General features: G+C 75.0%; 26 protein-coding genes and 1 pseudogene. 8 read left to right on the top strand and 19 right to left on the bottom strand.

Annotated elements, in window-relative coordinates:
- Window positions 1-126: 126 nt before the first annotated feature.
- Both xylA and ACI78T_RS18305 read right to left on the bottom strand, forming a co-directional pair.
- A complete protein-coding gene (gene xylA, locus ACI78T_RS18310) occupies window positions 127-1,287 on the bottom strand; it encodes a xylose isomerase (protein WP_456559554.1) in 1,161 nt (386 codons plus the stop codon).
- 44 nt (window positions 1,288-1,331) lie between these two features.
- The gene (locus ACI78T_RS18305; RefSeq protein WP_456559553.1) at window positions 1,332-2,618 is read right to left on the bottom strand and encodes an ROK family transcriptional regulator; all 1,287 of its coding nucleotides are present in this window, start codon (window positions 2,616-2,618) and stop codon (window positions 1,332-1,334) included.
- A 211-nt stretch (window positions 2,619-2,829) separates the two neighbouring features.
- Between ACI78T_RS18305 and ACI78T_RS18300 the strand changes: the two genes are divergently transcribed.
- Window positions 2,830-4,260 (top strand): xylulokinase, encoded by a 1,431-nt coding sequence (locus tag ACI78T_RS18300; protein ID WP_456559552.1) that lies wholly within the window; start codon window positions 2,830-2,832, stop codon window positions 4,258-4,260.
- A 7-nt stretch (window positions 4,261-4,267) separates the two neighbouring features.
- On the opposite strand, the gene ACI78T_RS18295 is transcribed toward ACI78T_RS18300, so the two are convergent.
- The gene (locus tag ACI78T_RS18295; RefSeq protein ID WP_456559551.1) at window positions 4,268-4,903 is read right to left on the bottom strand and encodes an alpha/beta fold hydrolase; all 636 of its coding nucleotides are present in this window, start codon (window positions 4,901-4,903) and stop codon (window positions 4,268-4,270) included.
- 131 nt (window positions 4,904-5,034) lie between these two features.
- Here ACI78T_RS18295 and ACI78T_RS18290 point away from each other — a divergent pair, with 131 nt between their 5' ends.
- Window positions 5,035-6,459 (top strand): NAD(P)/FAD-dependent oxidoreductase, encoded by a 1,425-nt coding sequence (locus ACI78T_RS18290; protein ID WP_456559550.1) that lies wholly within the window; start codon window positions 5,035-5,037, stop codon window positions 6,457-6,459.
- On the opposite strand, the gene ACI78T_RS18285 is transcribed toward ACI78T_RS18290, so the two are convergent.
- The 3 genes from ACI78T_RS18285 to ACI78T_RS18275 all read right to left on the bottom strand — a co-directional run bounded on the left by ACI78T_RS18285 (window position 6,456) and on the right by ACI78T_RS18275 (window position 11,016).
- Complete coding sequence (locus tag ACI78T_RS18285) at window positions 6,456-7,745, bottom strand: erythromycin esterase family protein (protein ID WP_456559549.1); 1,290 nt, start codon at window positions 7,743-7,745, stop codon at window positions 6,456-6,458. The genes ACI78T_RS18290 and ACI78T_RS18285 overlap by 4 nt on opposite strands.
- Window positions 7,746-7,762: 17 nt before the next feature.
- A complete protein-coding gene (locus ACI78T_RS18280) occupies window positions 7,763-8,926 on the bottom strand; it encodes a carboxylate-amine ligase (protein ID WP_456559548.1) in 1,164 nt (387 codons plus the stop codon).
- A gap of 116 nt (window positions 8,927-9,042) precedes the next feature.
- The gene (locus tag ACI78T_RS18275) at window positions 9,043-11,016 is read right to left on the bottom strand and encodes an alpha-amylase family protein (protein WP_456559547.1); all 1,974 of its coding nucleotides are present in this window, start codon (window positions 11,014-11,016) and stop codon (window positions 9,043-9,045) included.
- Window positions 11,017-11,136: 120 nt separating this feature from the next.
- Between ACI78T_RS18275 and ACI78T_RS18270 the strand changes: the two genes are divergently transcribed.
- Both ACI78T_RS18270 and ACI78T_RS18265 read left to right on the top strand, forming a co-directional pair.
- Window positions 11,137-12,090, top strand: a complete 954-nt coding sequence (locus tag ACI78T_RS18270; RefSeq protein WP_456559546.1) for a S1C family serine protease — start codon at window positions 11,137-11,139, stop codon at window positions 12,088-12,090.
- Window positions 12,091-12,158: 68 nt separating this feature from the next.
- Window positions 12,159-13,088 (top strand): GGDEF domain-containing protein, encoded by a 930-nt coding sequence (locus tag ACI78T_RS18265; RefSeq protein WP_456559545.1) that lies wholly within the window; start codon window positions 12,159-12,161, stop codon window positions 13,086-13,088.
- 1 nt (window position 13,089) lies between these two features.
- On the opposite strand, the gene ACI78T_RS18260 is transcribed toward ACI78T_RS18265, so the two are convergent.
- Complete coding sequence (locus ACI78T_RS18260; protein ID WP_456559544.1) at window positions 13,090-13,884, bottom strand: SDR family oxidoreductase; 795 nt, start codon at window positions 13,882-13,884, stop codon at window positions 13,090-13,092.
- 9 nt (window positions 13,885-13,893) lie between these two features.
- Window positions 13,894-14,865 carry a helix-turn-helix transcriptional regulator gene (locus tag ACI78T_RS18255; RefSeq protein ID WP_456559543.1) on the bottom strand — a complete coding sequence of 324 codons (972 nt, stop codon included), beginning with the start codon at window positions 14,863-14,865 and terminating at the stop codon, window positions 13,894-13,896.
- A gap of 94 nt (window positions 14,866-14,959) precedes the next feature.
- On the opposite strand from ACI78T_RS18255, the gene ACI78T_RS18250 reads away from it, so the two are divergent.
- Complete coding sequence (locus ACI78T_RS18250) at window positions 14,960-15,493, top strand: DinB family protein (protein ID WP_456559542.1); 534 nt, start codon at window positions 14,960-14,962, stop codon at window positions 15,491-15,493.
- Window positions 15,494-15,509: 16 nt separating this feature from the next.
- Here the strand turns inward: ACI78T_RS18250 and ACI78T_RS18245 are convergent, their stop codons facing one another.
- The 7 genes from ACI78T_RS18245 to ACI78T_RS18215 all read right to left on the bottom strand — a co-directional run bounded on the left by ACI78T_RS18245 (window position 15,510) and on the right by ACI78T_RS18215 (window position 22,578).
- Window positions 15,510-15,692 (bottom strand): hypothetical protein, encoded by a 183-nt coding sequence (locus tag ACI78T_RS18245; RefSeq protein WP_456559541.1) that lies wholly within the window; start codon window positions 15,690-15,692, stop codon window positions 15,510-15,512.
- A gap of 72 nt (window positions 15,693-15,764) precedes the next feature.
- The gene (locus ACI78T_RS18240) at window positions 15,765-16,955 is read right to left on the bottom strand and encodes a vWA domain-containing protein (RefSeq protein ID WP_456559540.1); all 1,191 of its coding nucleotides are present in this window, start codon (window positions 16,953-16,955) and stop codon (window positions 15,765-15,767) included.
- Window positions 16,948-17,844 (bottom strand): AAA family ATPase, encoded by an 897-nt coding sequence (locus ACI78T_RS18235; protein ID WP_456559539.1) that lies wholly within the window; start codon window positions 17,842-17,844, stop codon window positions 16,948-16,950. The genes ACI78T_RS18240 and ACI78T_RS18235 overlap by 8 nt, the downstream gene beginning before the upstream one ends.
- 28 nt (window positions 17,845-17,872) lie before the next feature.
- Window positions 17,873-18,775: an XdhC family protein gene (locus ACI78T_RS18230; protein WP_456559538.1), complete on the bottom strand. Its 903-nt coding sequence runs from the start codon at window positions 18,773-18,775 to the stop codon at window positions 17,873-17,875.
- A 9-nt stretch (window positions 18,776-18,784) separates the two neighbouring features.
- A complete protein-coding gene (locus ACI78T_RS18225) occupies window positions 18,785-21,199 on the bottom strand; it encodes an aerobic carbon-monoxide dehydrogenase large subunit (RefSeq protein ID WP_456559537.1) in 2,415 nt (804 codons plus the stop codon).
- A complete protein-coding gene (locus ACI78T_RS18220; protein ID WP_456559536.1) occupies window positions 21,196-21,687 on the bottom strand; it encodes a (2Fe-2S)-binding protein in 492 nt (163 codons plus the stop codon). The genes ACI78T_RS18225 and ACI78T_RS18220 overlap by 4 nt, the downstream gene beginning before the upstream one ends.
- A gap of 12 nt (window positions 21,688-21,699) precedes the next feature.
- On the bottom strand, window positions 21,700-22,578 hold the full coding sequence (locus ACI78T_RS18215; RefSeq protein WP_456559535.1) for an FAD binding domain-containing protein: 879 nt from the start codon (window positions 22,576-22,578) through the stop codon (window positions 21,700-21,702).
- Between the two features lie 99 nt (window positions 22,579-22,677).
- Between ACI78T_RS18215 and ACI78T_RS18210 the strand changes: the two are divergent.
- The 3 genes and pseudogenes from ACI78T_RS18210 to arr form a co-directional block, all read left to right on the top strand.
- Window positions 22,678-22,866, top strand: a pseudogene (locus ACI78T_RS18210) (helix-turn-helix domain-containing protein); the annotation flags it as partial.
- A gap of 169 nt (window positions 22,867-23,035) precedes the next feature.
- Entirely contained in the window at window positions 23,036-23,641 is a 606-nt protein-coding gene (locus ACI78T_RS18205) for a substrate-binding domain-containing protein (RefSeq protein WP_456559534.1), read from the top strand.
- 20 nt (window positions 23,642-23,661) lie between these two features.
- Window positions 23,662-24,123, top strand: coding sequence for an NAD(+)--rifampin ADP-ribosyltransferase (arr, locus tag ACI78T_RS18200; protein WP_456559555.1), 462 nt, complete (start codon window positions 23,662-23,664; stop codon window positions 24,121-24,123).
- Here arr and ACI78T_RS18195 read toward each other — a convergent pair.
- From ACI78T_RS18195 to ACI78T_RS18180, 4 genes are all read right to left on the bottom strand, one after another.
- A complete protein-coding gene (locus ACI78T_RS18195; RefSeq protein ID WP_456559533.1) occupies window positions 24,120-24,473 on the bottom strand; it encodes a hypothetical protein in 354 nt (117 codons plus the stop codon). The genes arr and ACI78T_RS18195 overlap by 4 nt on opposite strands.
- Before the next feature lie 74 nt (window positions 24,474-24,547).
- Window positions 24,548-25,489, bottom strand: coding sequence for a hypothetical protein (locus ACI78T_RS18190; RefSeq protein WP_456559532.1), 942 nt, complete (start codon window positions 25,487-25,489; stop codon window positions 24,548-24,550).
- 71 nt (window positions 25,490-25,560) lie between these two features.
- Window positions 25,561-25,761, bottom strand: a complete 201-nt coding sequence (locus ACI78T_RS18185; protein ID WP_456559531.1) for a hypothetical protein — start codon at window positions 25,759-25,761, stop codon at window positions 25,561-25,563.
- Window positions 25,762-25,774: 13 nt separating this feature from the next.
- A complete protein-coding gene (locus ACI78T_RS18180; protein WP_456559530.1) occupies window positions 25,775-26,257 on the bottom strand; it encodes an ArsI/CadI family heavy metal resistance metalloenzyme in 483 nt (160 codons plus the stop codon).
- Between the last annotated feature and the right edge of the window lie 10 nt (window positions 26,258-26,267).

The following is a 26,267-nucleotide window of genomic DNA, read 5'->3' as shown; positions in this document are numbered from 1 at the left end:
GCTTTGGTGCTTTGTGGTCCTCGACCTCGCCGGCCCCCCCGGCCCCCCCCCCCCCCCCCCCCCCCCCCCCCCCCCCCCCCCCCCCCCCCCCCCCCCCCCCCCCCCCCCCCCCCCCCCCGGTGCGGCTCAGCGGACGCCGAGCAGGTGCTCCATCGCGAGCTGGTCGAGCCGCTCGAACTGCAGGCCGCGCTCCCCCAGTGCCTGCGGGTCGAAGGACTCGGCGCGCAGGTCGTCCAGCGACTCGCCCTCGCCCAGCGTCGGGACGGCGAGCTCGGCCACGCGGGCGGCCTCGAGCGCCTCGGCGACCTCCGGGTCGGCCCGGAACGCCCGCACCTTGTCGCGCAGGATCAGGTAGTTGCGCATGCAGGCACGCGCGGTCTCCCAGACGCCCTCGACGTCCTCGGTGCGCGGCGGCTTGTAGTCGAAGTGGACGTAGCCGTCGTAGGCCTTGCCGGTGCCGGCGCCGAGCATGGCGTCGACGGTCCAGAACGCACCCCGCAGGTTGCCCGCGCCGAAGCGGAGGTCCTGGTCGAAGCGCGGCCCGTGCTGGCCGTTGAGGTCGATGTGGAACAGCTTGTCGTGCCACAGCGCCTGCGAGATGCCCTGGGCGAAGTTCAGCCCCGCCATCTCCTCGTGGCCGACCTCGGGGTTGAGGCCGACGCGGTCGGGCTCCTCGAGCTCGTTGATGAAGGCGATGGCGTGCCCGATGCTCGGCAGCAGGATGTCGCCGCGGGGCTCGTTCGGCTTGGGCTCCAGCGCGAAGCGGATGTCGTAGCCCTTGTCGCGCACGTAGGCGCAGAAGAGGTCCAGGCCCTCCTTGTAGCGGTCGAGGGCCGCGGCGACGTCCTTGCTGCCGCCGGACTCCGCTCCCTCGCGCCCGCCCCAGAGGACGTAGGTCTTCGCGCCCAGCTCGGCGGCCAGGTCGATGTTGCGGAGCACCTTGGCGATCGCGTAGCGGCGGACCTGGCGGTCGTTGGCGGTCAGGCCGCCGTCCTTGAACACGGGGGCGCCGAACAGGTTGGTGGTGGCCATCTCGACGCCCAGGCCGGTCTCGTCGAGCGCCTGCCGGAACCGCTTCAGCGTCTCCTCGCGGGTGGCGTCGTCGGGCACCAGGTCGTCGTCGTGGAAGGTCACGGCCGCGGCACCGAGCTCGGCGAGCTTGTGCACGGTCTCGACCGGGTCCAGCGCCGGTCGGACGGCGCCGCCGAAGACGTCGACGCCCTGCCAGCCCACCGTCCAGAGGCCGAAGCTGAACTTGTCGTCCTTGGTGGGGGTGTAGTCGGTCATGCGGGTGTTCTCCGTCCGGATCGATCGATGGGTGGTGCGGGAGGTCAGGAGCGGGCGGCGGGCGCCGGCGACACGTCGCCGGCCCCGGCGACCAGGGTGGGGTCGTCGAAGACGGCCTCGAGGGCGACGTGGGCTCCGCCGCGGACCGCGGCGGTGAAGCCGAGGGTGGAGAGGACGATGCGGGCGCCCGCCAGGTCGGGGCCGAACACCCGCGCGCGCAGGACGGCGGCCATCGGCTCCAGGAAGAACCGGCCGAGGACGGCGAAGTAGCCGCCGAGCAGCACGACCTGCGGGTTGAAGACGTTGATGAGGACGGCGGCGCCGTGGCCCAGCTGCGTGCCGACCTGCTCCAGGGCCGCCAGCGTCCGGCGGTCGCCGGCGTCGGCGCGCGCGGCGATCTCGGCCAGCCGGGTCTCGAGGTCGCGGGTGTGGTCGTGCACCGGGTCGTCGGGGTCGGCGGCCGCCCGGAGCAGCGCGGTCAGGCCGACGACGGTCTCCCAGCAGCCGCGGCGTCCGCACCCGCACACCAGCTCCGGGTCACCGAGCGCGGTGTGCCCGACCTCGCCGGAGAGCCCGCCCGCCCCGCGCAGCAGTCGACCGTCGACGATCAGGCCGCCACCGACACCGACCTCACCGGTCAGGTAGACGAGGTCCGGCGTCCGGGCCTCCGGGCCCATCGCCCACTCGGCGATCGCGGAGAGGTTGGCGTCGTTCTCGACCCGGATCGCGCAGTCGAGGCCGACCCGGTCGCGCAGCCCGTCGAGGACGGCCACGTCGCGCCAGCCGATGTTGGGCGCGTAGGTCGCCACGCCGTCGACGCTGCGCACGAGTCCGGGCACGGCGACGGTGATGCCCACCGGGACCGCGCCGTGCACGGCGGAGGCGCTCGTCCCCTCCTTCACCAGCCGCGCGACCTCGTCCAGGGTGCCCTCGGCGCCCAGGTCGTGGACGTCGACGGCGACCCGGTCCTCGAAGAGCACCTCGCCGCGCAGGTCGAGGACGAGGATCGCGATGTAGTCGACGTTGAGCTCCACGCCGATGCCGCAGACCCCGCGGCCGTCCAGGTGGACGATCAGCCCAGGGCGCCCGACGGAGCCGGCGCGGTCGACGTCGCCGGTGGTGATCAGCCGCCGGTCGGCCAGCTCGGCGACGAGGCTGGAGACGGTGGCCTTGTTCAGCCCGGTCTCCTGGGCGATGCGGGCGCGGGACCGGGGGCCGGCATCGCGGAGGTGCCGCAGGACGAGGCCGAGGTTGCTGCGCCGGACGGTCGCCTGGTCGGCCGGGGCCTGGCGGCGGGTGGCGCCGTCGTAGAGCCGGCGTTCCTCGAACACGGCCGTCCCACCCCCTCGATCGCCTCGTTGCGACCATTTGTCGGTTGCGTCAACAAATTAGGCATGCGGCCGCGATGTGGTCAAGGTCGCACGCCGTCGTTATCCAACCGGGACCCCTGTACCCAGACGACCGCCGGGTCGCCCTCCCCGGCCGGAATCACCCGACCGTGGTTACAGTCCCGCCCGTGACCTCCCCCTCCGGCGGCTCCCGATGACCGCGGGCCGCACCCTCGTGGCCGGCGTCGACACCTCCACCCAGGCCTGCAAGGTCGTCGTCCGCGACGCCGCGACCGGCGAGCTGGTGCGCTCCGGGCGCGCTCCGCACCCGGACGGCACCGCCGTCGACCCCCGTGCGTGGGAGCAGGCGTTTCGCGCCGCGGCCGAGGCCGCGGGCGGCCTGGCCGACGTGGCGGCGCTGTCGGTCGGCGGGCAGCAGCACGGCATGGTCTGCCTGGACGAGGACGGCGAGGTCGTCCGCGACGCGCTGCTGTGGAACGACGTCCGGTCCGCCGGCGCCGCGGCCGACCTGATCCGGGAACTCGGGGACGGCGACGACGCGGCCGGGCGGCAGGCCTGGGCCGACGCGGTCGGCCTGGTGCCGGTCGCCTCGTTCACCGCGACGAAGCTGCGCTGGCTGGCCGACGCCGAGCCCGGCAACGCCGACCGCACCGCCGCCGTCTGCCTCCCCCACGACTGGCTGACCTGGCGCCTGGCGAGCCAGCGCGGGCTCGCCGACCTGGCCACCGACCGGGGCGACGCCAGCGGCACCGCGTACTGGTCGGCGCGCACCGGTGAGTACCGCTTCGACCTGCTCGAGCTGGCCATGCGCGGCCGCCGTCCGGCCGTCCCGCGCGTCGCGGGCCCGTCCGAGCAGGTGGGCGAGCTGGCCGGGACGTCGGCGGCGCTCGGCCCGGGCACCGGGGACAACGCCGCCGCGGCGCTGGGCCTGGCCGCCCGCCCGGGTGACGTCATCGTCTCGATCGGCACCTCCGGCGTGGTGTCCGCGGTGACGACCACCGCCGTCGCCGACGTCACCGGGACCGTCGCCGGCTTCGCGGACGCCACGGGCAACCACCTCCCGCTGGTCGCCACGCTCAACGCCGCGCGCGTGCTCGACGCGGCCGCGGCGATGCTCGGCGTCGACCACGCCGCTCTGTCCGACCTCGCCCTCTCGGCCCCCTCGGGCGCGGACGGCCTGGTCCTGGTCCCCTACCTGGAGGGCGAGCGGACGCCGAACCTCCCGCACGCCACCGGCGCCGTCCACGGCCTGACGCTGCGGACCGCGAACCCGGCGCACCTGGCGCGCGCCGCCGTCGAAGGCCTGCTGTGCGGGCTCGCCGACGGCATCGAGGCCGTCGTGGCGCAGGGCGTCGCGGTCGAGCGGGTGCTGCTGATCGGCGGCGCCGCCCGCTCCCCCGCCGTCCAGCAGCTGGCCCCCGGCATCTTCGGGCGACCGGTGCTGGTCCCCCCGCCCGGCGAGTACGTGGCCGACGGCGCGGCCCGGCAGGCGGCGTGGGTGATGTCCGGGGAGGCTGCGCCGCCCGAGTGGGCGCAGCCCGGGCTCCAGCAGTTCGAGGCCGAGCCCGCGACCGCGGTGCGGGAGCGGTACGCCGAGGTGCGCACCCGCACCGACGGCCAGTAGCCGGCGCTCAGCGCGGCGGCAGGAGCGCCACCACGACGTCCGGGTGCGTGTGGGGCGTCATGTGCGCGGCGCCCGGCACCTCCACGAGGCGGCCCCGCGGGGCGGCGGCGGCCAGGTGCGCCGCCCAGCCGTGCCCGCAGAGGTCGTCGCGCGCGCCCCGGACGACGGTGACCGGGACACCGACCGCGCGCAGCCGCTGATCGGTGTCGTCGGGCGCGGAGACGCGCCACAGCGCGGCCATCGCGCGCGGCCCGGTGCGCCACCACTGCGCGAGCACGAGGGGCACCTGCCACCAGGGCTCGGCGGTGGCCGTGCGCAGCCAGTGCCCGACCAGCCCGTGGACCGATCGGAGTCGCGGATCGGTGGTCGGGCCCAGCAGGACGACGGCGCGCACCCGCGGGTCACGCGCCGCGACCGCCACCACCTGGCAGCTCTGCGAGTGCCCGACGAGGACCACCGGGCCACCACCGATCCTCGCCAGCAGCCGGTCGGCCAGCGCCTCCAGCCCCGGCACCGGCTCCGCGAGGCCCATCCCGGGCAGGTGCACGACGGTGGCGTCGACGCGTTCCCGAACCCGCCGCCAGGAGCGTTCGTCCAGGCCGAGACCGGGTACGAGGACGAACCGAACGGGGGTCTGGGCCATCTCGACCGGTCTACCGGCCCCTCGCACGAGGCGCGAGCCGACGACGCAGCGGGCAGGGTGTGTCGTGGATCGCACGGAACCGCCCAGGGCCGCCGAGGCCCTCCACCGGCCGGAGTGGGAGAATATTCGTCATGACGACATCACCAGCGCGAGTTCCCGCCGGCAGCGCGACCCCGGGTGGTCGGCCGCGCGTCGTCATCGTCGGCTCCGGGTTCGGCGGGCTCTTCGCCGCCCAGCGGCTGCGCAAGGCCGATGTCGACGTCACGGTGATCGGCAAGACCAGCCACCACCTGTTCCAGCCGCTGCTCTACCAGGTGGCGACCGGCATCCTCTCCGAGGGCGAGATCGCCCCGGCGACCCGCGAGATCCTGCGCCGCCAGGACAACGCCCGCGTGGTCCTCGGCGAGGTCACCGACATCGACCTCGCCGCCCGCACCGTCACCTCGACGGTGCTCGGCCGCACCACGGTGCACCCCTACGACGAGCTGATCGTCGCCGCCGGTGCCGGGCAGTCCTACTTCGGCAACGACCGCTTCGCCGAGTTCGCCCCCGGCATGAAGAGCATCGACGACGCCCTCGAGCTGCGCGGCCGCATCTTCGGCGCCTTCGAGCTGGCCGAGCTGGCCGAGACGCAGGAGGAGGTCGACCGGCTGATGACCTTCGTGGTCGTCGGCGCCGGCCCGACCGGTGTGGAGATGGCCGGCCAGATCGCCGAGCTCGCGCACCGCACCCTCAAGAAGGACTTCCGGAACATCGACCCGCGGACGGCCCGCATCGTGCTGCTCGACGCGGCGCCCTACGTGCTGCCGTCGTTCGGCGAGAAGCTCGGCGGGCGCGCCCGGCGCCAGCTCAACGAGATCGGCGTCGAGGTGCAGCTGGGCGCCATGGTCACCGACGTCGACGCCGACGGACTCGACATCAAGGACGCCGACGGCCAGGTGCGCCGGATCAACGCGGCCACCAAGATCTGGGCGGCGGGCGTGCAGGCCAGCCCCCTGGGCCGGCTGCTCGGCGAGCAGTCCGGCGCCGAGGTGGACCGCGCCGGCCGCATCTCCGTCCAGCCCGACCTGACGCTGCCCGGCCACCCCGAGGTCCACGTCGTCGGCGACATGATGTCGCTGGACAAGCTGCCCGGTGTAGCGCAGGTCGCCATCCAGGGTGGCCGCTACGCCGCCGACCAGATCAAGCGGCGGCTGGCCGGCAAGGAGCCCAAGGGCCCGTTCCACTACTTCGACAAGGGCTCGATGGCCACGATCTCGCGGTTCCACGCCGTGGCCGACATCGGGAAGTTCAAGTTCGAGGGCTTCATCGCCTGGATGATCTGGCTGGTGATCCACCTCTTCTACATCGTGGGCTTCAAGAGCCGGATCACGACGGTCCTGCACTGGCTGGTCAGCTTCATGGGCCGCGGCCGGTCGCAGCGGGTGGCCACCCAGCAGCAGGTCTTCGGCCGGCTGGCGCTGGAGAACCTGGGACCGGACTTCGAGGCCTCGAAGACCGGCGGACCCAAGACCGTCCCCGACGACGAGGACCTCACCGGGCGCGAGTCCGCCTAGACCGCCTCGGCGGCGAGCGGCACGTGCTCGTCGGCCCGCTCCAGGTGGAGCGGGCGCAGCGGAGTGGTCTCCTCCAGGTGGAGGAAGGCGTCGTACCGCTCCCCGAGGACTGTCGGCACGTAGTTGCCCCAGCGCTCGCGCTCGGGCCGGTAGACGACGCCGATGGCCCGGTGGTCCAGCCGTCTGCGCAGCCACCCCGCCCGGTCGGTCCCGGGGACGACGACGAGCGAGTCCTCGCCCAGCGCGTCGTGCAGCAGCGCCTCGACGCTGCCGGGCCGGGCGGGCGGCACGGGCATGCGCTGCATTCGGGCGCCCCAGCTCTCCCCCGCGATCACGCCGCCGCGGTGCCCGCCGAGGCCGACCAGGACGACGTCGTCGGCGCCGTGCCGCTCGCGCAGCAGCTGCCCGACGTTGGTCATGCCGGCGTCGGCCATGTCGGTGGCCCGGGCGTCGCCGATGTGCGTGTTGTGCTCCCAGACGACCGCCTTGCGACCGGCGTGCGCCAGCAGGCGGTCGAGGGTGTCGGCCATGTGCACGTCGCGGACGTTCCACGACTTCGCCGAGCCCTGCACCATCGCGCGGTAGTAGCGCTCGGCGTCGACGACCACGGCGGCGTTCTGCTCGGCGGAGAACCGCGCCTCGGGATCGGTCGCCGCCTCATCCTTCCCCCGCTGCTCGCACAGCGACCGGAGCAGATCGACGGCCGCCTGCTCGCAGGACGTCGGGGCGAAGCGGCTGGCGAAGGCGTACTCGGCGCCGTCCTCGCCGAACGGCTCGAAGCAGGCCAGCGCCCGGCGCGCCGTCTCGACGTGGTCGGGCTCGTGCTCGCGCAGCCAGCCCACCAGCCCGTGCATCGAGTCCCAGAGGCTGTAGACGTCGATGCCGTAGAAGCCCACGCGCTCGTCGTCCGGGCGGGCCGCGTTGAACTCCCGCAACCAGCGGCAGAAGTCGACGACCTCCTCGTTGGCCCACATCCAGGTCGGCCAGCGGGCGAACGCGTCCAGGGCGTCGCGCGGGTCCTCGTCGGCCCCCGGCCGCAGCCGCACGCTGCGGTTCACGCGGTAGCAGTCGGGCCAGTCACCCTCGACGGCGACGAACCGGAAGCCGCGCTCCTCGATCAGCCGGCGGGTGAGCGCCGCCCGCCAGGCGTAGTACTCGTGCGTGCCGTGGCTCGCCTCGCCCACGGCGACGATGCGCGCGTCCCCGACCCGCTCCAGGAGCGGGTCGAGGTCGGCGTCGCCGCGCAGCGGTCGGGCGAGGGCACGCACGTCACCGTGGTCGGTCATCGAACCCCCGGAGCACCTCAGCGGTTCTCCAGCGCCGTGCCCTCCCGGACGATCCGGGCGGCGACCTCGCGCCAGTCACCGGTCTGCAGCCAGGTCCTCCGCTGCCGCGAGGCCGAGGTACCCCGTTCGAAGAGCCGTTCCACCATGTCGACGACGACATCCCACTCGTCGTGGTCGCGCAGGTCGTCCTGCAGCTCGGCCAGCAGCCGGCGCACGGCCACGCGCGCGGGCACCAGGTCGCCCCGGAGCGGGTCGAACAGCCCGCCGTCCAGCCCGTGCCGGGCGGCCCGCCAGCGCGCCGCCCGCAGCAGCTCCGGCCGCAGGCGGGGGCAGGGCTCGCCGCGCGCGGCCCGCTCGGCGAGCACCCGCACCAGCGACCGGGTGAGCGCCGCGTGCAGCACCACGTCGTCGACCTCGGTGCAGACGTCGGCCAGCCGGAACTCCAGCGTGGGCAGGTGGCTGGAGGGCCGGAGGTCCCAGTACAGGTGCGAGGCGTCGGCGATCACCCCGGAGGTCACCAGGCCGGCGACCACCTCGCGGAACCGCTCGGCGCTGCCGAAGTACTCGGGCGGACCGGTGTTGGGCCAGCGGGACCACCACAGCGTCCGGTAGCTGTGGTGCCCGGTGTCGACGCCGTCGTGGAACGGCGAGCTGCCGGTCATGGCCAGCAGCACCGACAGGTACGGGCGGGCCCGGTCCATCACCGCCACCGCCGTGTCCAGGTCCGGCACGCCCACGTGCACGTGGCAGCCGACGATGTCCTGCTGCTCGGCCAGCCCCGCCCAGCGGTCCACCATCGCCTGGTAGCGCGGCGCCGGCGTGATGTCCTGCTGCTGCCAGCTGTCGAACGGGTGCGTCGACGCGGGGAGGATGCGCACCCCGGCCCGCGCGGCCGCCCCGGCCGCCTCGGCGCGGGTGGTGACCAGCTCCGCGCGCAGCTGGGACAGCCCGGTGCAGACGCCGGTCGCCGACTCCAGCTGCGTGGTGGTGATCTCGGCGTGCAGGTGCGGGCCGGACTCGCCCCGCAGCACGGCGTCGGCCAGCGCGGGGCTGCGCGTCAGCCGGTAGGTCGCCGGGTCGACGAGGTGGAACTCCTCCTCGACGCCGAACGTGCTGCCGGCCGGGGGCGGGGCCGCCGGGGTCGCGGCGACCGGCGGCCCGGCAGTGACGGCCTGCTCCACACCCGCTCCCGTGCCGCGAGGCGACGCCGTCGTCGCCGGCCTGCCCGGCCGAGGGGGCGGCTGGGACCCAGCCACGCTGCCGACGGTAGGGCCTCGTGACCCGCCCCGCACCCTCCTCAGGGTTCGGCGAACCACGCGAAGCCGTGCGCGGGGAGCAGCAACCGACCGTCCTCCACGCCCAGCGGCCCGTCGCTGCTGAGCACCTCCCGGAAGGAGCCGAAGCCAGTGACCGTGTCCGCGTCGACCCGCGCGGCCGCCGCGCCGAAGTTGGCGACGGCGACGAACGTCCCGCCGCGCGGATGCCGGCGCCGCCAGGCCAGCACCGCGTCGTCCCCCACGTCGAGGACCTCGGACTCCACTCCCCCGCGCAGCGCCACCAGGGAACGGCGAGCCGCACCGAGCCGCCGGAACCAGGCGAAGACCCGGGCCTCCAGCGTCGCCGGGTCCGCCCGCCGGTCCGCCGCCGCCCAGTCCATCGGTGGCCGGTGCATCCACCGGTTGTCCGGTGCCCGCTCGACGTCGGCCAGGTAGCCGCGGTCGTTGCGCAGCGCCAGCTCGTCACCCATGTAGAGCAGCGGGATGCCGCCGAAGGCGTAGGCCACCGAGTAGAGGAGCACCAGCCGGCGGACACCGGCGTCGAGGGCTGCCCGGTCGTCCCGCTCGAGGGCGTCCTCGATCCCGCACAGCGCGGCCGCCGAGCCGGAGATGCGCGCGTCGCCGGTCGCCTCGTTCTCCTGGAAGAGCGCGCCCCGGGCGAACGACCCCGGGAAGCGGCCGCTGTAGAAGTCGTTGAGGAACCGCCGGTGGGCGAACCCGCCGGCGCCCACGGCGGCGGCGTCCACGTCGCTGACCGCCCAGCCGATGTCGTCGTGGCCGCGCACGTAGGTCACCCACGAGGTGCTCGGCGGGATGGGCCGCATCCGCCCGAGGGCCGACCGGGCCAGCCGGGCGTCGCCGGTCGCGAGGCTGCTCCAGAGCAGGACCATGAGCTGGTTGTGGTACGCCAGCTCGCACTCGGGGCGGTACCGGTCGTGCCCGCCGAGGTAGGGCACGAGGTCCTCCGGGGAGACGATGGCCTCCGCCTTGAACACGACGCCCGGGGCTGCCAGCCGGGTGACCGCGTGCAGCAGCTGCAGGAGCGTGTGGCCCTCCGGCTGGTTCTGGCAGGTGGTGCCCAGCCGCTTCCACATGAACGGGACGGCGTCCATGCGGAAGACGTCGACCCCTCGGTTGGCCAGCCAGGTGATCTCCCCGAGCATCGCGAGCGTCACCTCGGGGTTGGTGTAGTCGAGGTCCCACTGGTAGGGCCAGAACGTCGTCCACACCCAGCCGCCGGCCCCGCCGCAGGCCTCGGGGACCCAGCTGAACGAGCCGGGAGCACGGTCGGGGAAGACCTCCGGGATGGTCGCGTCGTAGGCGTCGGGCATCCGGCGGTCGGGGAAGGCGGTGTAGAAGCCGGCGTAGGCGGGGTCGCCGGCCAGCCAGCCCTGCGCCCACGCGTGCTCGCGAGCCGTGTGGTTGAGCACCAGGTCGATGCACAGGCTCATCTCCCGCTCGTGCAGCGCGCGGGCGACGTCCTCGAGATCGGCCATGGTGCCCAGCCGCGGGTCGACGGCGCGGTAGTCGGCGACCGCGTAGCCGCCGTCGTTCTCCCCCGGGCGGGGCTGCAGCAGCGGCATGAGGTGCAGATAGGTGGTCCCGAGCTCGGCCAGGTAGTCGAGGCGGTCGGGCAGGGCGTCGAGCGTGCCGCAGAACCTGTCGACGTAGCAGACGTAGCCCTGCATCCGGGCCCGCTGGAACCAGCCGGGGTCGATCTCGCGGCGGCGGTCGAGGCGGCGCAGGTCGGCCGGCCGTCCGGCCGCGGCGGCGAGGGCGAGGCGGAGGGCCCGGGCGAAGAGCCCGTCGGCGGCCTCGCCGTAGAGGACGGCCAGCGGCTCGTGCACGTCGAGGAGCGCGACCTCGACCCGGGTCAGGAAGGCGTCGGCCTCGTCGTCGCCCAGGGCCGCGGCGGCCTCACCGGCCAGCACCGGCCGCAGGCGACGCCAGGCCTCCTCGGCGGCCCGCCGGCGCGCGGCGTCCGATGCGATCACGGCCGGCCTCCGGGCGTCATCGGCCCAGTATCGGGGTCGTGTTCGCCCACGGCGTGACGGCCGCCACGGCGCCTCGGACAGGCGTTCACTGGTGTAAGCCGGTAATCGAGGGAGGACGCCATGAGCCTGGCACCGGAGTCCGGGACCGACGAGGCCCTGGACGCCTACTCACGGATCGTCACCGCGGTCGCGACCGACCTCACGGCGCACGTCGCCGCGCTCCAGGTCACCGGGCCGGACGGGCGCTCGGGCGCCGGGTCGGCCGTCGTGGTCAGCGACGACGGCCTCCTGCTCACCAACGCGCACGTGGTCGGCCGGGCGACCCGTGGTCTGGCGGTGTTCAGCGACGGGACGGAGTCCGACGTCGACGTCGTCGGTGCCGACCCGCTGTCCGACCTCGCCGTCGTCCGGGCCCGGGACGCGACCCCGCCCCCGGCCGAGCTGGGCGACGCCCGCGACCTGCGGGTCGGCCAGCTGGTGGTCGCGGTGGGCAACCCGCTGGGCCTGAGCGGATCGGTGACCGCCGGCGTGGTCAGCGGGCTGGGCCGCTCGCTGCCGACGCGCGACGGGCGGACGGCGCGGGTCGTCGAGGACGTCATCCAGACCGACGCCGCCCTCAACCCCGGCAACAGCGGAGGCGCCCTCGCCGACTCGTCGTCGCGGGTGGTGGGCATCAACACCGCCGTCGCGGGGTGGGGCCTCGGCCTGGCGATCCCGGTGAACGACACCAGCCGCCGGATCGTCGGCGCGCTCGTCGCCGACGGGCGGGTGCGGCGTGCCTACCTGGGGCTGGTCAGCACCCCGGCGCCCCTGCCGGCCCCGCTCGCCGAGCGCACCGGACGACGCCGCGGGCTGCGCATCGTCGACGTGGTGGCGGGCGCCCCGGCCGACCGGGCGGGCCTCAAGCCGGGAGATCTCGTGCTGGAGGCGGGACGCCGTCCGGTGGCCGACGCGCAGAGCCTGCAGCGGCTGCTGTTCGGCGAGGCGATCGGGCATCCGCTGCCCATGACGGTGTACCGCCGGGGCGCGATGGTCGACGTGATCACCCTGCCCACGGAGCTCACCGGGGGCTGACGCGGCGCGCCACCCCATGGGGGGCAACCAATGCCGGGAACGGTCGTTGCCCAGGCAGGATGAACGCCATGACTGCCGACCGGCGGACGCCGGCCCTCCTCCTGGCGGCGCTGTACGCCGTCAGCGGGGGGCTGTGCCTGGCGTCGGTCCTCTGGCCGATCCACCCGGACGCCCCGGTCGAGCTGACCGCCGTCCTGGCGGTCGTCGGGCTCCTCGGCGGAGCGCTCATCTGGGCCTTCCGCGCCCGGCTGCGCTCCTGGGAGTTCCACGCCGCCGTCGCCCTCGTCAGCGTCCTGATCGGCCTGCTCGCGTGGCGGTCGGCGACGGCGGTGGGCATCGTCGGGCTCGGGCCCGCGGTGATCGCCGTCGGGCTGTACGCGGCGCACTTCTTCGAGCTGCCGGCCGCCCGCGCGCACGCCGTCCTGCTCGTCGCGGTGACGACCGCCGGCGCGGTCGCCGCCCGGCCCGACCGCTTCGCCGTCGCCTGGATCACCCTGATGGTGTCGGTGGTGGCCTTCACCGAGGCGCAGGGTCGGCTGGCCCGCAGCCTGCGCCGGGCCGCGACCACCGACCCGCTCACCGGCGTGGCCAACCGCCGGGCGTGGGAGGCGGAGGCCGCCCGCCACCTCGCCCGGGCCGCGCGCACGGGTGAGCCGCTGAGCTTCGCGCTCCTCGACCTCGACGACTTCAAGGAGGTCAACGACCGCGAGGGGCACGGCGCCGGCGACGCCCTGCTGCGGGACCTGACGGCCGGCTGGTCCGCGCGCCTGCGCCAGGCCGACCTCCTCGGCCGCTACGGCGGCGACGAGTTCGTGCTGTGCCTGCCCGCCACCGACGCCTCCGGCGCCCGGGAGATCCTGCAGCAGCTGGACGCCACGCACGCGTTCGCCTGGTCGGTCGGGATCGCGGCGGCCCAGCCGGGCGACACGCTCACCACGGTGCTCGCCCGCGCCGACACCGACCTCTACCTGCAGAAGCGCAGCGGCCGCACCGCCTGAGTCAGGGGCGCCGCCAGTCGTCCGACCGCAGGTGCGAGCCGGCCATCGGGCCCATCTGCAGCATGCCGCCGTCCACGGCCCAGGAGGCGCCGGTGACGTACCCGGCCTCCGGCGAGGCGAGGAAGGCGACCACCGCCGCGACCTCGTGCGCGTCCCCGGGGCGGCCGAGCGGGACGCCGGGCCGCTCGTGGCCGGGCGCGGCCGGGTCCTCGTCCTCCTGGCCGGTCATGGCGGTGGCGATCTCGCCCGGCGCGACCGCGTTGACGGTGATCCCGTGCTCGGCGAGCTCCAGCGCCGCCACCCGGGTGAGCAGCCCGAGCCCGCCCTTGGCGCTGCAGTACGCCGCCGCACCCACGCGCGGCTGGTGCTCGTGGACGCTGGTGATGTTCACGATCCGCCCGCCCCGGCCGGCGGCCACCATCCGGCGGGCGGCCCGCTGCAGGCAGAGGAACGCCCCGTCGAGGTCGGTGGCCATCACCTCCCGCCAGGTGGCGAGGTCGAGCTCCAGGAGCGGCGTCGAGTGCCCGGTGCCGGCGTCGTTGACCAGGACGTCGACCCCGCCGAGCACGTCGGCCAGCTCGTCGACGACGTCCGCGGCCCCCGGCAGCCGGGTCAGGTCGAGGTGCCGCACCTCCGCCCGGCGACCGAGGGCGCGGACCTCCTCGGCGGTCGCCTCCCCCGCCGCCTCGTCGCGGAACCAGGTGACGCCGACGTCGCAGCCCTGCCGGGCGAGTGCGACGGCGGTCGCCCGTCCGATGCCCGACTCCGACCCGGTGACGATCGCGACGCGTGGCATGCGGCCACGCTAGGCAGGGCCCGGCGTCCCCGCAGCCGCAGCGAAGCGGCCGCTCCACTCCCCCAGCAGGTCGCGCAACTCCGGCGGGGAGAGGACGGCGAACTCCGCGCCGACCGTGCCCAGCGCCAGCGCCGGCCAGCTCAGGTCGTCGACCTCCATGTGCACGCGGCAGCTGCCCGGGCCCGTCGGCTCGACGGTGGACCACTGCCCGATGCGGGCGCGCACGTCCTCCGCCGGGGCCTGCACCTCCACCTCCACCTCCCGGAGCGGCTGGCGCGAGGTGATCCCCGCCCGGACGAACTCGGCGGCGTCGCCACCCGGGAGGGTGCGCGGCGCGAACCGCGCGCCGGTCCCCCGGGGGTCGCTCAGCCGGTCGAGGCGGAAGCTGCGCCAGTCGCCGCGGTCCAGGTCGAACGCGACCAGGTACCAGCGCCGCCCCAGCGCGACGAGGCGGAACGGCTCGACGAAGCGCTCGGACGTCTCCCCCGACGCCGTCGTGTAGCCGAACCGCAGCCGCTCGGTGTCGCGGCAGGCCTGCGCGACGGCGGTGAGGCACTCGGGGTCGATCTCCGCGCGGCTCGGCGTCCACACCGCCGGGACGGTGACCGCCCGCAGGGCGTCCGCGCGCCGGCGCAGCCGGGTCGGCAGCACCTGGACGATCTTGGCCAGCGCCCGCACCGAGGCCTCCGCGGTGCCGGCGACCGGCGACTGCGCGGCGGCCTGCAGCCCGACGGTGAGCGCGACCGCCTCGTCGTCGTCGAGCACCAGCGGCGGTAGCACCGCGCCCGGCGACAGCTCGTAGCCGCCGTCGACCCCGGGCCGGGCCTGCACCGGGTAGCCGAGCTCGCGCAGCCGGTCGACGTCGCGGCGCAGCGTGCGCACCGAGACGCCCAGCCGGTCGGCCAGCTCGGCGCCACCCCAGTACCGGCGGTTCTGCAGCATCGACAGCAGGCGGAGCGCGCGAGCGGTGGAATCGGCCATGCCTGCAGATTCTCAGGCATCGCGGTCAGGATCTGGCACCGATCGTCCCTAGCGTGGGTGGTGACCGATCGAGGACGACGGAAGGCGACCCGAGATGACCACCCACCTGACCGCCGCGAGCAGCCTCACCGCGGAGCGGGCCGACCTGCTCGAGACCCTGGCGACCCACCGGTACTTCCTGCGGCACACCGTGCAGGGGCTGACCGACGAGCAGGCCCGGCTGCGGCCGACGGCGAGCGAGCTGACCCTGGGCGGGCTGGTGAAGCACGTCGCCCACCAGGAGGCGAACTGGGTGCGGTTCATCCTGGAGGGCCCGGCCGCCGTGGGCGGCACGGACGACCCCGAGCAGCTGGAGAGGTGGGCCGAGGAGTTCCGCCTGGGACCGGACGAGACCCTGGCCGGCGTCCTCGCCGAGTACGAGGAGGTCGCCCGCCGGACGGACGAGCTGGTGCGCACGCTGCCCGACCTCGACGCGGCCCAGCCGCTCCCCGAGGCGCCGTGGTTCCGGCCGGGGGCGGTGCGCTCCGCGCGGCGGGTGTTCCTGCACATCGTGGCCGAGACCGCTCAGCACGCCGGTCACGCCGACATCCTCCGCGAGACGATCGACGGCCAGAAGACGATGGGCTAGCCGCCCGTCGCGGCGGTCACGACTGGACGACGAGCCGCCGTTCCAGCAGCCGGTTGACCTCGGCCTCGGCCGCGAGGACCCGCCGCTGGTTCGCGTCGACCGGCGACCGGTTCCAGACCTCGCGGGCTCCGCCGAGGGTGATGTAGGCGATCGAGATCTCCAGGTCGAGGTTCTCGATGCAGGCCATGTCGGGATCCATGGAGCACTCCTGACGGCCGTCGAGGACGGCCGCATGCAGAGGGACCTCACCGACGGGCGCCGGTGCCGGTCCTCACCGTGGGGGCGCGGATTCCTCCGCGACGGCCGACACCACCTGTTCGAGTGCGGCGATGCTGTGCCCGCTGACGAAGGCGTCGCAGAACGGCAGCGCCGCGCTCATACCCCCGACGAGCGGCGCGTAACCGGGAGCGGCCTTGCGGGGGTTGACCCACACGACCCGGTGGGCCAGCCGGCGCAGCCGCCGCATCGCGTCGGCCACGTCCTCCGGGTCGTCGGTCGCCCAGCCGTCCGACAGCACGACGACGACGGCGCCGCGCGCGAGCCCCCGGCGGCCGTGGTCGGCCACGAACCGGCCGATGCCCTCGGCCAGCCGGGTGCCCCCGGCCCAGCCCGACGACGTCGCGCCGGCCCGGGCCAGCGCGAGGTCGGGGTCGCGGCCGGCGAGCTGACGGGTGAGCCGGGTCAGACGGGTCGAGAACACGAACGCCTCGGCCCGCGCTGCGGCGACCGCGCCCTGCAGCAGCGTCAGGTAGACCCGGGTGTACGGCTCCATCGAGCCCGAGACGTCGCAGAGCAGGACCAGCCGCCGCGGCGTCGTCCGGCGGACTGCGTGCACCAGCCGCGCCGGGTCGCCGCCCGACCGCTGGGCGGCCCGCACCGTGCGGCGGAGCTCCAGCCGGTCCCCGGACCGCCGGGTCGCCCGGATCCGGCGGCTCCGCCGGACAGGTGGGCTCAGCACCAGGCGCCGGACCAGCTCCCGCACGTCGGCCAGCTCGGTGGCGTCGAGCTCGGCGAAGGAGGTCTGCCGCAGTCGCTCCTCGGGTGAGGCGGCCGCCAGGAGCACCTCGCGCTCGGCGCCGTCGCCGTCTCCGCCGGGCGAGCCGGCGGCCGCACCGGACTCCCCGGGCTGGGACGGCCGGTCGTCCCGGGGAGCGGGGCGGGTGCGGGGCTCGCTGCCGATCGGCGGGGGCGCGGTCGGGTCGCCCCGGCTGTCGGCCGGGTCGAGGCGGCCGTCGAACACGGCGGAGAACACGGCGTCGAAGACCGGTAGCTGCGCGCGGTCGGTCACCAGTGCCACCCGGCAGGTCCAGTACAGCGCCGACCGGTCGAGCGGTGGGATCAGCTGCAGCGCCCGAGCGAGCCCCGCCGCCCGATCCGGCGGCGCCGGCAGCCCGGCCCGGTGCAGCGCGGTGGTCAGCCCGACGGCGAGCGGCCCCGGACCGATGCCGGGCAGGTCAGGCACCGGCCAGCCAGGCCGCGCCCCGCGCGCGGGCCAGCTCCTGGTCGTCGCGGTTCTTCAGCACCGTCCCCCACGTCCGCTCGACCGCCGCCGCGTCGAGCCGCTCGATCCCCAGCAGGTCCATCGCCGCCACCCAGTCGATGACCTCCGCGATGCCCGGCGGCTTCGCCATGTCCAGGCTCCGCAGCCGGGTCACGGCGGCCGCCGCCGACACCGCCAGCGGCTCGGCGCTGCCGGGCACCCGCCGCCGCACGATCTCGGCGACCCGCTCGGGCGAGGGGTAGTCGATCCAGTGGTAGAGGCAGCGGCGGGTCAGCGCGTCGTGCAGGTCGCGGGTGCGGTTGGAGGTGAGGACGACGACCGGCGGGTGGGTCGCGCGGATGGTGCCCAGCTCCGGCACGGTCACCGCCGCCTCGGCCAGCACCTCGAAGGTGAACGCCTCGAACTCCGCGTCGGCGCGGTCGATCTCGTCCAGCAGCAGCACCGCCGGACCGGGGCCGGGGTGCTCGATCGCCTGGAGCAGTGGACGGCGCAGCAGGTAGTCGGCGCCGAACAGGTCGTCCTCGGCGAGCGGAGCGCCCCGGGCCTCCGCCAGCCGGATGCCGAGCAGCTGGCGCGGGTGGTTCCACTCGTACAGCGCCTCGGCGGCGTCGATGCCCTCGAAGCACTGCAGCCGGAACAGCGGGGCCCCGAGCACGCGGGCCAGCGCCTTCGCCGCCTCGGTCTTGCCGACGCCGGGCTCCCCCTCGAGCAGCAGCGGCTGCGGCAGCCGGACCGCGAGGAACAGCGCCGTCGCCAGGCCGGGGTCGGTCAGGTAGTCGACCGCGTCGAGCGCGGCGGCCAGCGTCCCGACGTCCGGCACCCGGGCCCGGACGTCGTCCTCCGCCCCCACCCGCGCAGCTTTCTGCACAGAAAGCTGGTCAGGAGGCGGGGGCATACCGGGCCGGGTCGGCCAGGAACGTCTTCCGGCAGCCCGGGCAGCAGAACCAGGTCGTCGTGCCGTCGAGCTCCACGTGCGGGGTGCTGTCCACCGCGGCGACGGTCATGCCGCACACCGGGTCGACCGCCGTCGCGGGGGCCGCCGGCGGGACCACCTTCTCCCGCGCGCGGCGTTCGGCGACGACCTCCGCGAGCACCGACAGCGCGATCTCCGCCGCCGTCCGCCCGCCGATGTCCAGCCCGGCCGGGCTGTGCACGCGGCTGCGCTGCTCGTCGGTGACGTCGAGGGACGCCAGCACCCCCGCGCCCCGGATCCGGCTGGCGATCAGCCCGACGTAGGGCACACCGAGCCGCAGCGCCTCGGTGAGCGCCGGCTCCTCGCCGCGGCCGTGCGAGGCGACCACGAGGGCGGCGTCGCCGGCCGTCGGCGCCGCCTGCTCGCCGGCCACGAGCTCGACGTCGAAGCCGAGCGGCCGCCCCAGCTCCGCCAGCGCCTCGGCCACCGGGCTGTCGCCGACGACCAGCATCCGCGGTGCCGGCACGCGTGGCTCGAGGAAGATCTCCACCGCTCCGCCGGAGAGGCACGGGTTGGCGACGGTGACCGCCCCCTCCTCCGTTGCCCCCTCTCGGCCCGACGGCCGCACCTCCCCCGGCACGATCCGCAGCAGCAGCGGCTCGTTGGTCGACAGCGTCATCAGCCCGTACTCGCGCACCGACGCCTCGGCGCAGGTGCCGCCGACGAAGCCGTCGATCCGGCCGTCGGCACGGACGAGCGCGGTGTCGCCGGCGTGCGCGCTGGTCGGCTTCTGCGCGCGGACGACGGTGGCCTGCACGAACGGCTCGCGCGTCCGGGTCAGCTCGGCCGCGGTGTCGGTGACGGTCATGCGGCGCTCCTAGATGGGCGGGGTGGGCCGGCCCTGCATGGCCGCCCAGACCCGGGCCGGGGTGCACGGCATGTCCACGTGCCGGATGCCGAACGGCGCGAGCGCGTCGACGACGGCGTTGACCACCGCCGGCGGCGACCCGACCGTGGCCGACTCGCCGATGCCCTTCGCGCCGATCGGGTGGTGCGGCGACGGCGTGACCGTGTAGCCGGTCTCCCAGTCGGGGACCTCCATCGAGGTCGGGATCAGGTAGTCCATGAACGACCCGCCGAGGCAGTTGCCCTGCTCGTCGAAGCCGATGAACTCCATGAGCGCCATGCCGACGCCGTCGGCGAGGCCGCCGTGGATCTGCCCCTCGACGATCATCGGGTTGATCCGGGTGCCGCAGTCGTCGACGGCGACGAACCGGCGCACGTGGACCTTGCCGGTCCCGGCGTCGACGTCGACGACGCAGATGTAGGCGCCGAACGGGAACGTGAGGTTGGGCGGGTCGTAGGTGACCTCGGCGTCGAGGTTGCCGTCGACCCCCTCGGGCAGCGCGACGGTGCCGTGGGCGCCGAGCGCGATCTCCTGGATCGTCTTGCCGGCCGACGGGTCGCCCGCCACGAAGAAGCGGCCCTTCTCCCACTCGAGGTCCTCCGGCCGGGTCTCGAGCATCGCGGCGGCGATGAGCTTGGCCTTGTCCTGCACCTTGCGGGCGGCCAGCGCCACGGCTCCCCCGCTCACCGGTGTCGACCGGCTCCCGTAGGTGCCCAGCCCGAACGGCGTCTGGTCGGTGTCGCCGTGCACCACCTCGATGTCCTCGGGCGGGATGCCGAGCTCCTCGGCCACGATCTGCGCGAACGTCGTCTCGTGCCCCTGCCCCTGGGTCTGCACCGACAGCCGGACGACGGCCTTGCCGGTCGGGTGCACCCGGACCTCGGCGCCGTCGGCCATGCCCAGGCCGACGATGTCCATGTGCTTGCGGGGCCCGGCGCCCACGGTCTCGGTGAAGAACGAGACGCCGATGCCCATGAGCTCGCCGCGAGCCCGCTTCTCCGCCTGCTCCCGCCGCAGGTCGGCGTAGCCGATCTGCTCCATGGCCATCCGCATGGCGGGTTCGTAGTCGCCGGAGTCGTACTCCCAGCCGGTCTTGTTGGCGTAGGGGAACTGCTCCGGCCTGATGAAGTTCTTCAGCCGCAGCTCGGCGGGGTCCATCTGCAGCTCCGCGGCCAGGACGTCGACCATCCGCTCGACCAGGTAGACCGCCTCGGTGACGCGGAACGAGCACGCGTAGGCCACCCCGCCGGGCGCCTTGTTCGTGTAGACGCCGGTGACCGAGCAGTGCGCGGCCTCGAGGTCGTAGCTGCCGGTGAAGATGGAGAAGAAGCCCGCCGGGTACTTGGTCGGCTGCGCGGTCGCGTTGAAGGCGCCGTGGTCGGCGAGCACGTGGGTCCGGACGGCGAGGATCTTGCCCTCGCGCGTGGCCGCGACCTCGCCCTTCATGATGTAGTCGCGCGCGAACGAGGTGCTCATCAGGTTCTCGGAGCGGTCCTCGACCCACTTGACCGGCTTGCCGGTGACGATCGAGCCGACGACGGCGCAGACGTAGCCGGGGTAGATGCCGACCTTGTTGCCGAACCCCCCGCCGATGTCCCCGGCGATGATCCGGATCTTGTGCTCGGGGATGCCGGCCACCATCGCGTAGAGCGTGCGGTGCGCGTGCGGGGCCTGGGTCGTCTCGTACAGCGTCAGCTTGCCGTCGATCGGGTCGTAGTCGGCGATCGCGCCGCAGGTCTCCATGGGCGCCGGGTGCACGCGCGGGTAGACCACCTCCTGGCTGACGACGACGTCGGCGCGGGCGAACACGGCGTCGGTGGCGGCGGCGTCGCCGGCCTCCCAGTCGAAGATGTGGTTGTCGGTCTGCCCCTGCTTGTCGTCGCGGATGACCGGGGCGTCGGGGTCGAGGGCGCGCCGGGCGTCGACGACCGGCGGCAGGTCCTCGTACTCGACGTCGATCAGCTCCAGCGCGTCGCGGGCGGAGTAGTGGTCGTCGGCGACGACGAACGCGACCTCCTGCCCCTGGAACCGCACCTTGTCGGTGGCCAGCACGGCCTGGACGTCGGCGGACAGGGTGGGTGCCCAGGCGAGGTTGAGGCCCTCGAGGTCCTTGCCGGTGATGACCGCGCGCACCTTCGGGTGGGCCAGCGCCTCGGTGGTGTCGATGGAGACCAGCCGCGCGTGGGCCAGCGGCGAGCGCAGGATCGCGCCGTGCAGCATCCCGGGCAGGACGACGTCGTCGAGGTAGCGGCCCTTGCCGCGGATGAACCGCGGGTCCTCTTTGCGCTGCACCCGGCCGAAGCCGATCGGGCGGTCGGCGGCGCTCATCGCCGGGTTCGGCTCGCGCTCCTGCGGCATCGCCGAGCGCTCCTGGACCGTGGTCATGCCCGAACCTCCTGGTCCGTGGTCTGCGCCGCCGGGTGGGCCGCCGCCCACTGCACGGAGCGGACGATCGTGGCGTAGCCGGTGCACCGGCAGATCTGGCCGGAGATCGCCTCGCGGATCTCGGTCTCGTCCGGGTGCGGGTTGCGGTCGAGCAGCGCGCGGGCGGTCAGCATCATCCCGGGGGTGCAGAACCCGCACTGCAGGCCGTGCTCCTCCATGAAGCCCTGCTGGACCGGGTCGAGGGTGGTCCCGTCGGCGAGGCCCTCGACGGTCCGCACCTCGTGCCCGTCGGTCATGGCGGCGAGCTGGGTGCACGACTTCACCGGCTCGCCGTCGACCAGCACCACGCAGGTGCCGCAGTTGCTGGTGTCGCACCCCCAGTGCGTGCCGGTCAGCCCGAGGGTCTGCCGGAGGAAGTGCACGAGGAGGAGCCGGGGTTCGACGTCGCGGGTGACCTCGGTCCCGTTGACGGTCATCGTGACCTGCATGGTCGGTCTCCTTCAGACGGCGGCGAGGGCACCGGCGCGGGCGGCGGCCGTGCGCAGCACCCGGCGGGTCAGTTCGTCGGCGAGGTGCCGCTTGTAGTCGACGGGGCCGCGCTGGTCCTCGACCGGGGAACTGGCCTCGGCGGCCAGCCGGCCGGCGTCGGCGAAGACCTCCTCGCCGGGCCGCTGGCCGACCAGCACCTCCGCCGCCTCCACGGCCAGCCCCTCGAGGCCGACGGCGGTCAGCCCGATCGCGGCCTCGGCGATCGTGCCGTCGTCGGCGAGCACCATCGAGGCCCCGGCCGCGGCGACCGCCCAGTCACCGACGCGGCGCTCGACCTTCTCGTAGGCGCTGGCCTGGCCGGGCCGGATCGGGAAGCGGATCTCGGTGATCAGCTCGTGCTGCTCGCACGCGGTCTCGTAGGGACCGCGGTGGAAGTCGTGGATGCCGACGACCCGCTCGCCGGTCCGGTCGGCGATCACGATCTGCGCGTGCAGCACGTCGCAGACGGTGGTGAGGTCCTCGGCCGGGTCGGCCTGGCCCAGCGAGCCGCCGATCGTGCCGCGGTTGCGCACCACCGGGTCCGCGATCACGCGCTCGGCGTCGTGCACGATCGGGAACAGCCGGCCGACCAGCTCGGAGGAGAGCAGCGTCGCGTGCCGGGTCAGGGCCCCGATCCGGAGGACGCCGGCGTCCTCGGTGACGTGGTCGAGCTCGGCGACGTCGTTGATGTCGATGACCCACTCGGGCCGCGCGAGCCGGAGCTTCATCATCGGCAGGAGGCTGTGGCCGCCGGCGATGACGCGCGCCTCGGGGCCGTGGCGGTCGAGCAGTTCGAGCGCGTTCTCCACGCTCGTCGCCCGCACGTACTCGAACGGAGCCGGTACCTGCACGGGGGTCTCCCCTCACCGGGGAGCCCGCCTCTGGGCCCCGGTCGGCGCGAGCTTGTCCGTGACCCACGTCACTGTCAACATGCCGATAACCGTTCCCTTATGAGGGTGGCGACCATGACGTTCACCCAGCTCCGCGCGTTCGCGCTCGTCGCCGAACTGGGATCGCTGCGGGCGGCTGCCGAGGCGCTCGGCATCAGCGAGCCGGCGGTCTCGGCGGCCGTCGCGGCCCTGCGCACCGACCTCGGGGACCCGCTGTTCCGGCGCAGCGCCGGCGGCATCACGCTCACGCCGGGCGGCCGCGCGCTGGCCGTCCGCGCCCGGGAGCTGGTGCGCCTCGCCGACCGCACCCGGCGGGAGGTGGCGCACGCGACGACCGCCGGAGGGCTCCGGGTCCTCGCCACGGCGGGCTGCGGCGAGCACGTGGCCGGGGCGGTGCTGGCGGCGTTCACCCGACGGGGTGCCGCGGGTCGCCGTCGACCTGCGCGTCGGCACGACCGGGTGCGCGGCCGACTCGCTGGCCGACGACGTCGCCGACATCGTGCTCGGCGTGCGCCCGCTGCCGGCACCGGGCCAGGCGGTCGACGCCGTGCCCTTCCTCCGCTACCAACGCGTGGTCGTCGCGGCTCCCGGGCACCCCCTGGCGCGGCTCGGCGTCCTGCGACCGGCCGACCTCGCGGGATGCCGGTGGCTCGCCGGGCCGGGCGGCATCGAGGCCGGCAGCGAGGAGGCCCGCTGGGCCGGACGGCTTCCCGTCGCCCCGGACGTCGAGCGGCTGGGCAGCGAGGCCGAGGCGCTGGCCGCGGTGCGGGCCGGCGGCGCGGTGATGCTCGCGCTGGCGCACGCCGTCCGCGACGTCGTCCGCCGCGGCGACGTCGTCCGGCTGCCGGTCGAGGGGACGCCGGTGACCGGCCTGTGGTGGGCCGGCGTCCCGGGTGAAGGTGCCGCGACCAGCGCCGCCCGGGCCCTCCAGCGCTTCCTCACCACGCCGGACGCGACGAGCGCCCTCCTCTCCGGCCGCAGCGACCGCGCGCGCCCTACGGTGCGGGTGGAGCTGTGGAGCTGAAGCCCCCGGAGAGGACGGCGATGGACACCACCGGCGGACCCCGCGTGCCCGTGACCTACGAGCACTGCGCGCACGTCACCGGCCCCTTCTTCCACGGGACGAAGGCCGTGCTGGCGGTCGGCGAGGAGCTGGTCGCCGGGCACGGCTCCAACTTCGAGGAGGGCCGGGTCTCGAACAACGTCTACTTCACCGCGCTGCCGGAGACGGCCGCGTGGGGCGCGGAGCTGTCCACCGCGCTGGCCGGGCTCGAGGAGCGGGGGCACGTCTACGTCGTCGAGCCGCAGGGACCCTTCGAGGACGACCCCAACGTCACCGACAAGCGGTTCCCCGGCAACCCGACGCAGTCCTACCGCACCCGCCACCCGGTCCGGGTCGTCGGCGAGGTCGTCGACTGGGAGGGGCACGACCCGGCGACCGTGACGGGCATGCTCGATTCGCTCGCGCGGCTGCGCGAGCAAGGACTGGCGGTCATCGAGGACTAGCCGGCCGAGGGGTCGGCGGGCGGCTCCTCGCCCGCGGCGACGCGGTCGGAGATGCGGGCCCCCGGCTCCGACTGCGCGGCGCCGGAGCTGCCGGCCTCCGGGTCGAGGCCGATCGGGGCGTGGCGTCCGGGTTCGCCGTCGCCGAGCACGACCTGGCCCTCGGTCATCTCCGGGTCGCCGTACCGCTGCTCCACCGGCGCCTGCCCGGTGGTGTTCCCGGCGCCCTGGTCGTGCACCTCCTGCACCGAGCTGCCGCGCTCGGCGACCTCGATGGCCTCGGCCACGTCGTCGCCGCTGCGGGAGTGGTCCGGTGAGGTCCGCTCGATGTCCGCCTCGTGGGGTGAGCTCACGGTGTCCTCCGCGTCATCGGGGCAGGTGGCGCAGAGTGTCGACCTCACGCGGCGGGCGGGCAAGAGGCCGGCGGTCAGCCGCCGCCGGCGAGGGCCTCGGCGTGCGCGACGGCGCGGTCGCGGGTCTCCGCCGCCTCGTCGGCCTCGTGCTGGGCCGCGGTCAGGCGGCGCTGGGCCCGCTTGAGCGTGGCGGCGGCGTCGGCGACCGCCCGCTCGGCGTCCGCGAGCTGCTCGGCCAGCTCGTCGACCCGCTCCTGCAGCTCCGTCCGGCGCCGGTCGAGCTGGTCGACCTCGCGCCGCTGCTCCTCCGCGGCGGCGGCCGCGTCCTCCGCCGCGGCCTCGGCGGCCTCGGCCGCCTCCCTGGCCCGGGCGAGTTCGCGCTGCCGCTTCTCCTCCGCGGCGCGGCGCCGCTCCTCCTGCTCGCGCGCCCGGCGGTCGGCCGCCGACTCCCCCGCCTGCTTCCTCGGCGCGGGCGCCTTCGCCGGCTTCTCCGTCCGCTCCGGCGTGGGCGGGTGGACGAGCCGGAGGTCGGGCTTGGCCACCGTCGTCCCCATGCCGCTGTAGGACATCGGCGAGGTGAGCCGGCCGGTGAGCAGGGCCTGGCCCGCCTCGGGGTCGGACATCGCCGCCCGGAGGGTCTCCTCGACCTGGGTGGCGACGGCGGTGCTGACGGGGTGCCCGCGGTCGTTCGCCAGCGCCCGCGCCTGGCGGGTGAGGGCGTTGAGCAGCTGCCGCCGCTGGACGTCGAGCGCCTTGAGCTGGTCGCCGGCGAGGTTCTCCTGCGCCTCGCGCAGGAGGTCGCCGAGCTCGACCAGCCCCTCGATCTCGGCGCGCTGCTCGCGCACGAGGAGGTTGCAGGCCCAGGCGGCCGCGGACGGCTTGGGCAGCGCGCCGATCTCCTTGGCCAGGGCCTTGTCGCCGTCGGCCTTGGCCTCGTCCTGCCGCTGCTTCCGGAGCGCGGTGAACTCCTCCGGCGGGACGGCGTACAGCTCGTCGGCCACCTCGTCGAGATCCACCGTCGCCTCCTCGAGCGCCACGAACTCGTGGTGATCAGCGCCTGATCACCACGAGTTCGTAGCACTCGACCTCAGGCGGGGCAGCAGACGCCCGCCGTCCGGCCGGCGCGCGGGCGCTCGGCCCAGGCCGCGAAGCGCTCCGCCGTGAGGCCGAGCCATCGCGGCACGCGGACGTAGGGCCCCGGTCGGGAGGCCTCCCGCCAGACCGCACCCTCGGCCAGCAGGTCCGACCGGTGGGCGGTAAAGGCGACGTCGCTCAGGTGGGCGTGCACGGCGGAACTCCTCTCAGCAGCAGGACGCGGCGAGCCGCGCGTCGGTACGGGATGCCTCGGGCGTGCAGCAGGTGCCGTCGCCGCCGACGTCGGACAGGTCCGCCGCCGTCTGCCCCTCCAGGTCGGCACGCGCGTCGCCCGTGACGGTGTAGACCTCCCACGGCTCGCCGCCCGGACCGGTCACCCACACCTTGTCCTGGACGGCGTAGCAACAGGTGGTGCCGTCCTCGACCCGCGTCGCGAGGCCGGCCCCGGCGAGGCGCCCCGTGGCCGCCGTGACCTCGTCCGTGGAGGGCACCTCGACGCCGAGGTGGTCCATGCGCGTCGGCTCGCCGGGCTCGCCCTCCAGCAGGACCAGCTTGAGCGGCGGCTCGGTGACGGCGAAGTTGGCGTAGCCGGGGCGCCGCTTCGCCGGCTCGGTGGCGAACAGGCGCGAGTAGAAGTCCACGGCGGCCTCGAGGTCGGCCACCCGGAGAGCGAGCTGCACGCGGGACATGGGTCCTCCT

The sequence above is a fragment of the Blastococcus sp. SYSU D00922 genome (genome assembly GCF_054050495.1).
The sequence above is the reverse complement of the archived record's forward strand: the minus strand, read 5'-3'. Positions and strand labels throughout refer to the sequence as shown.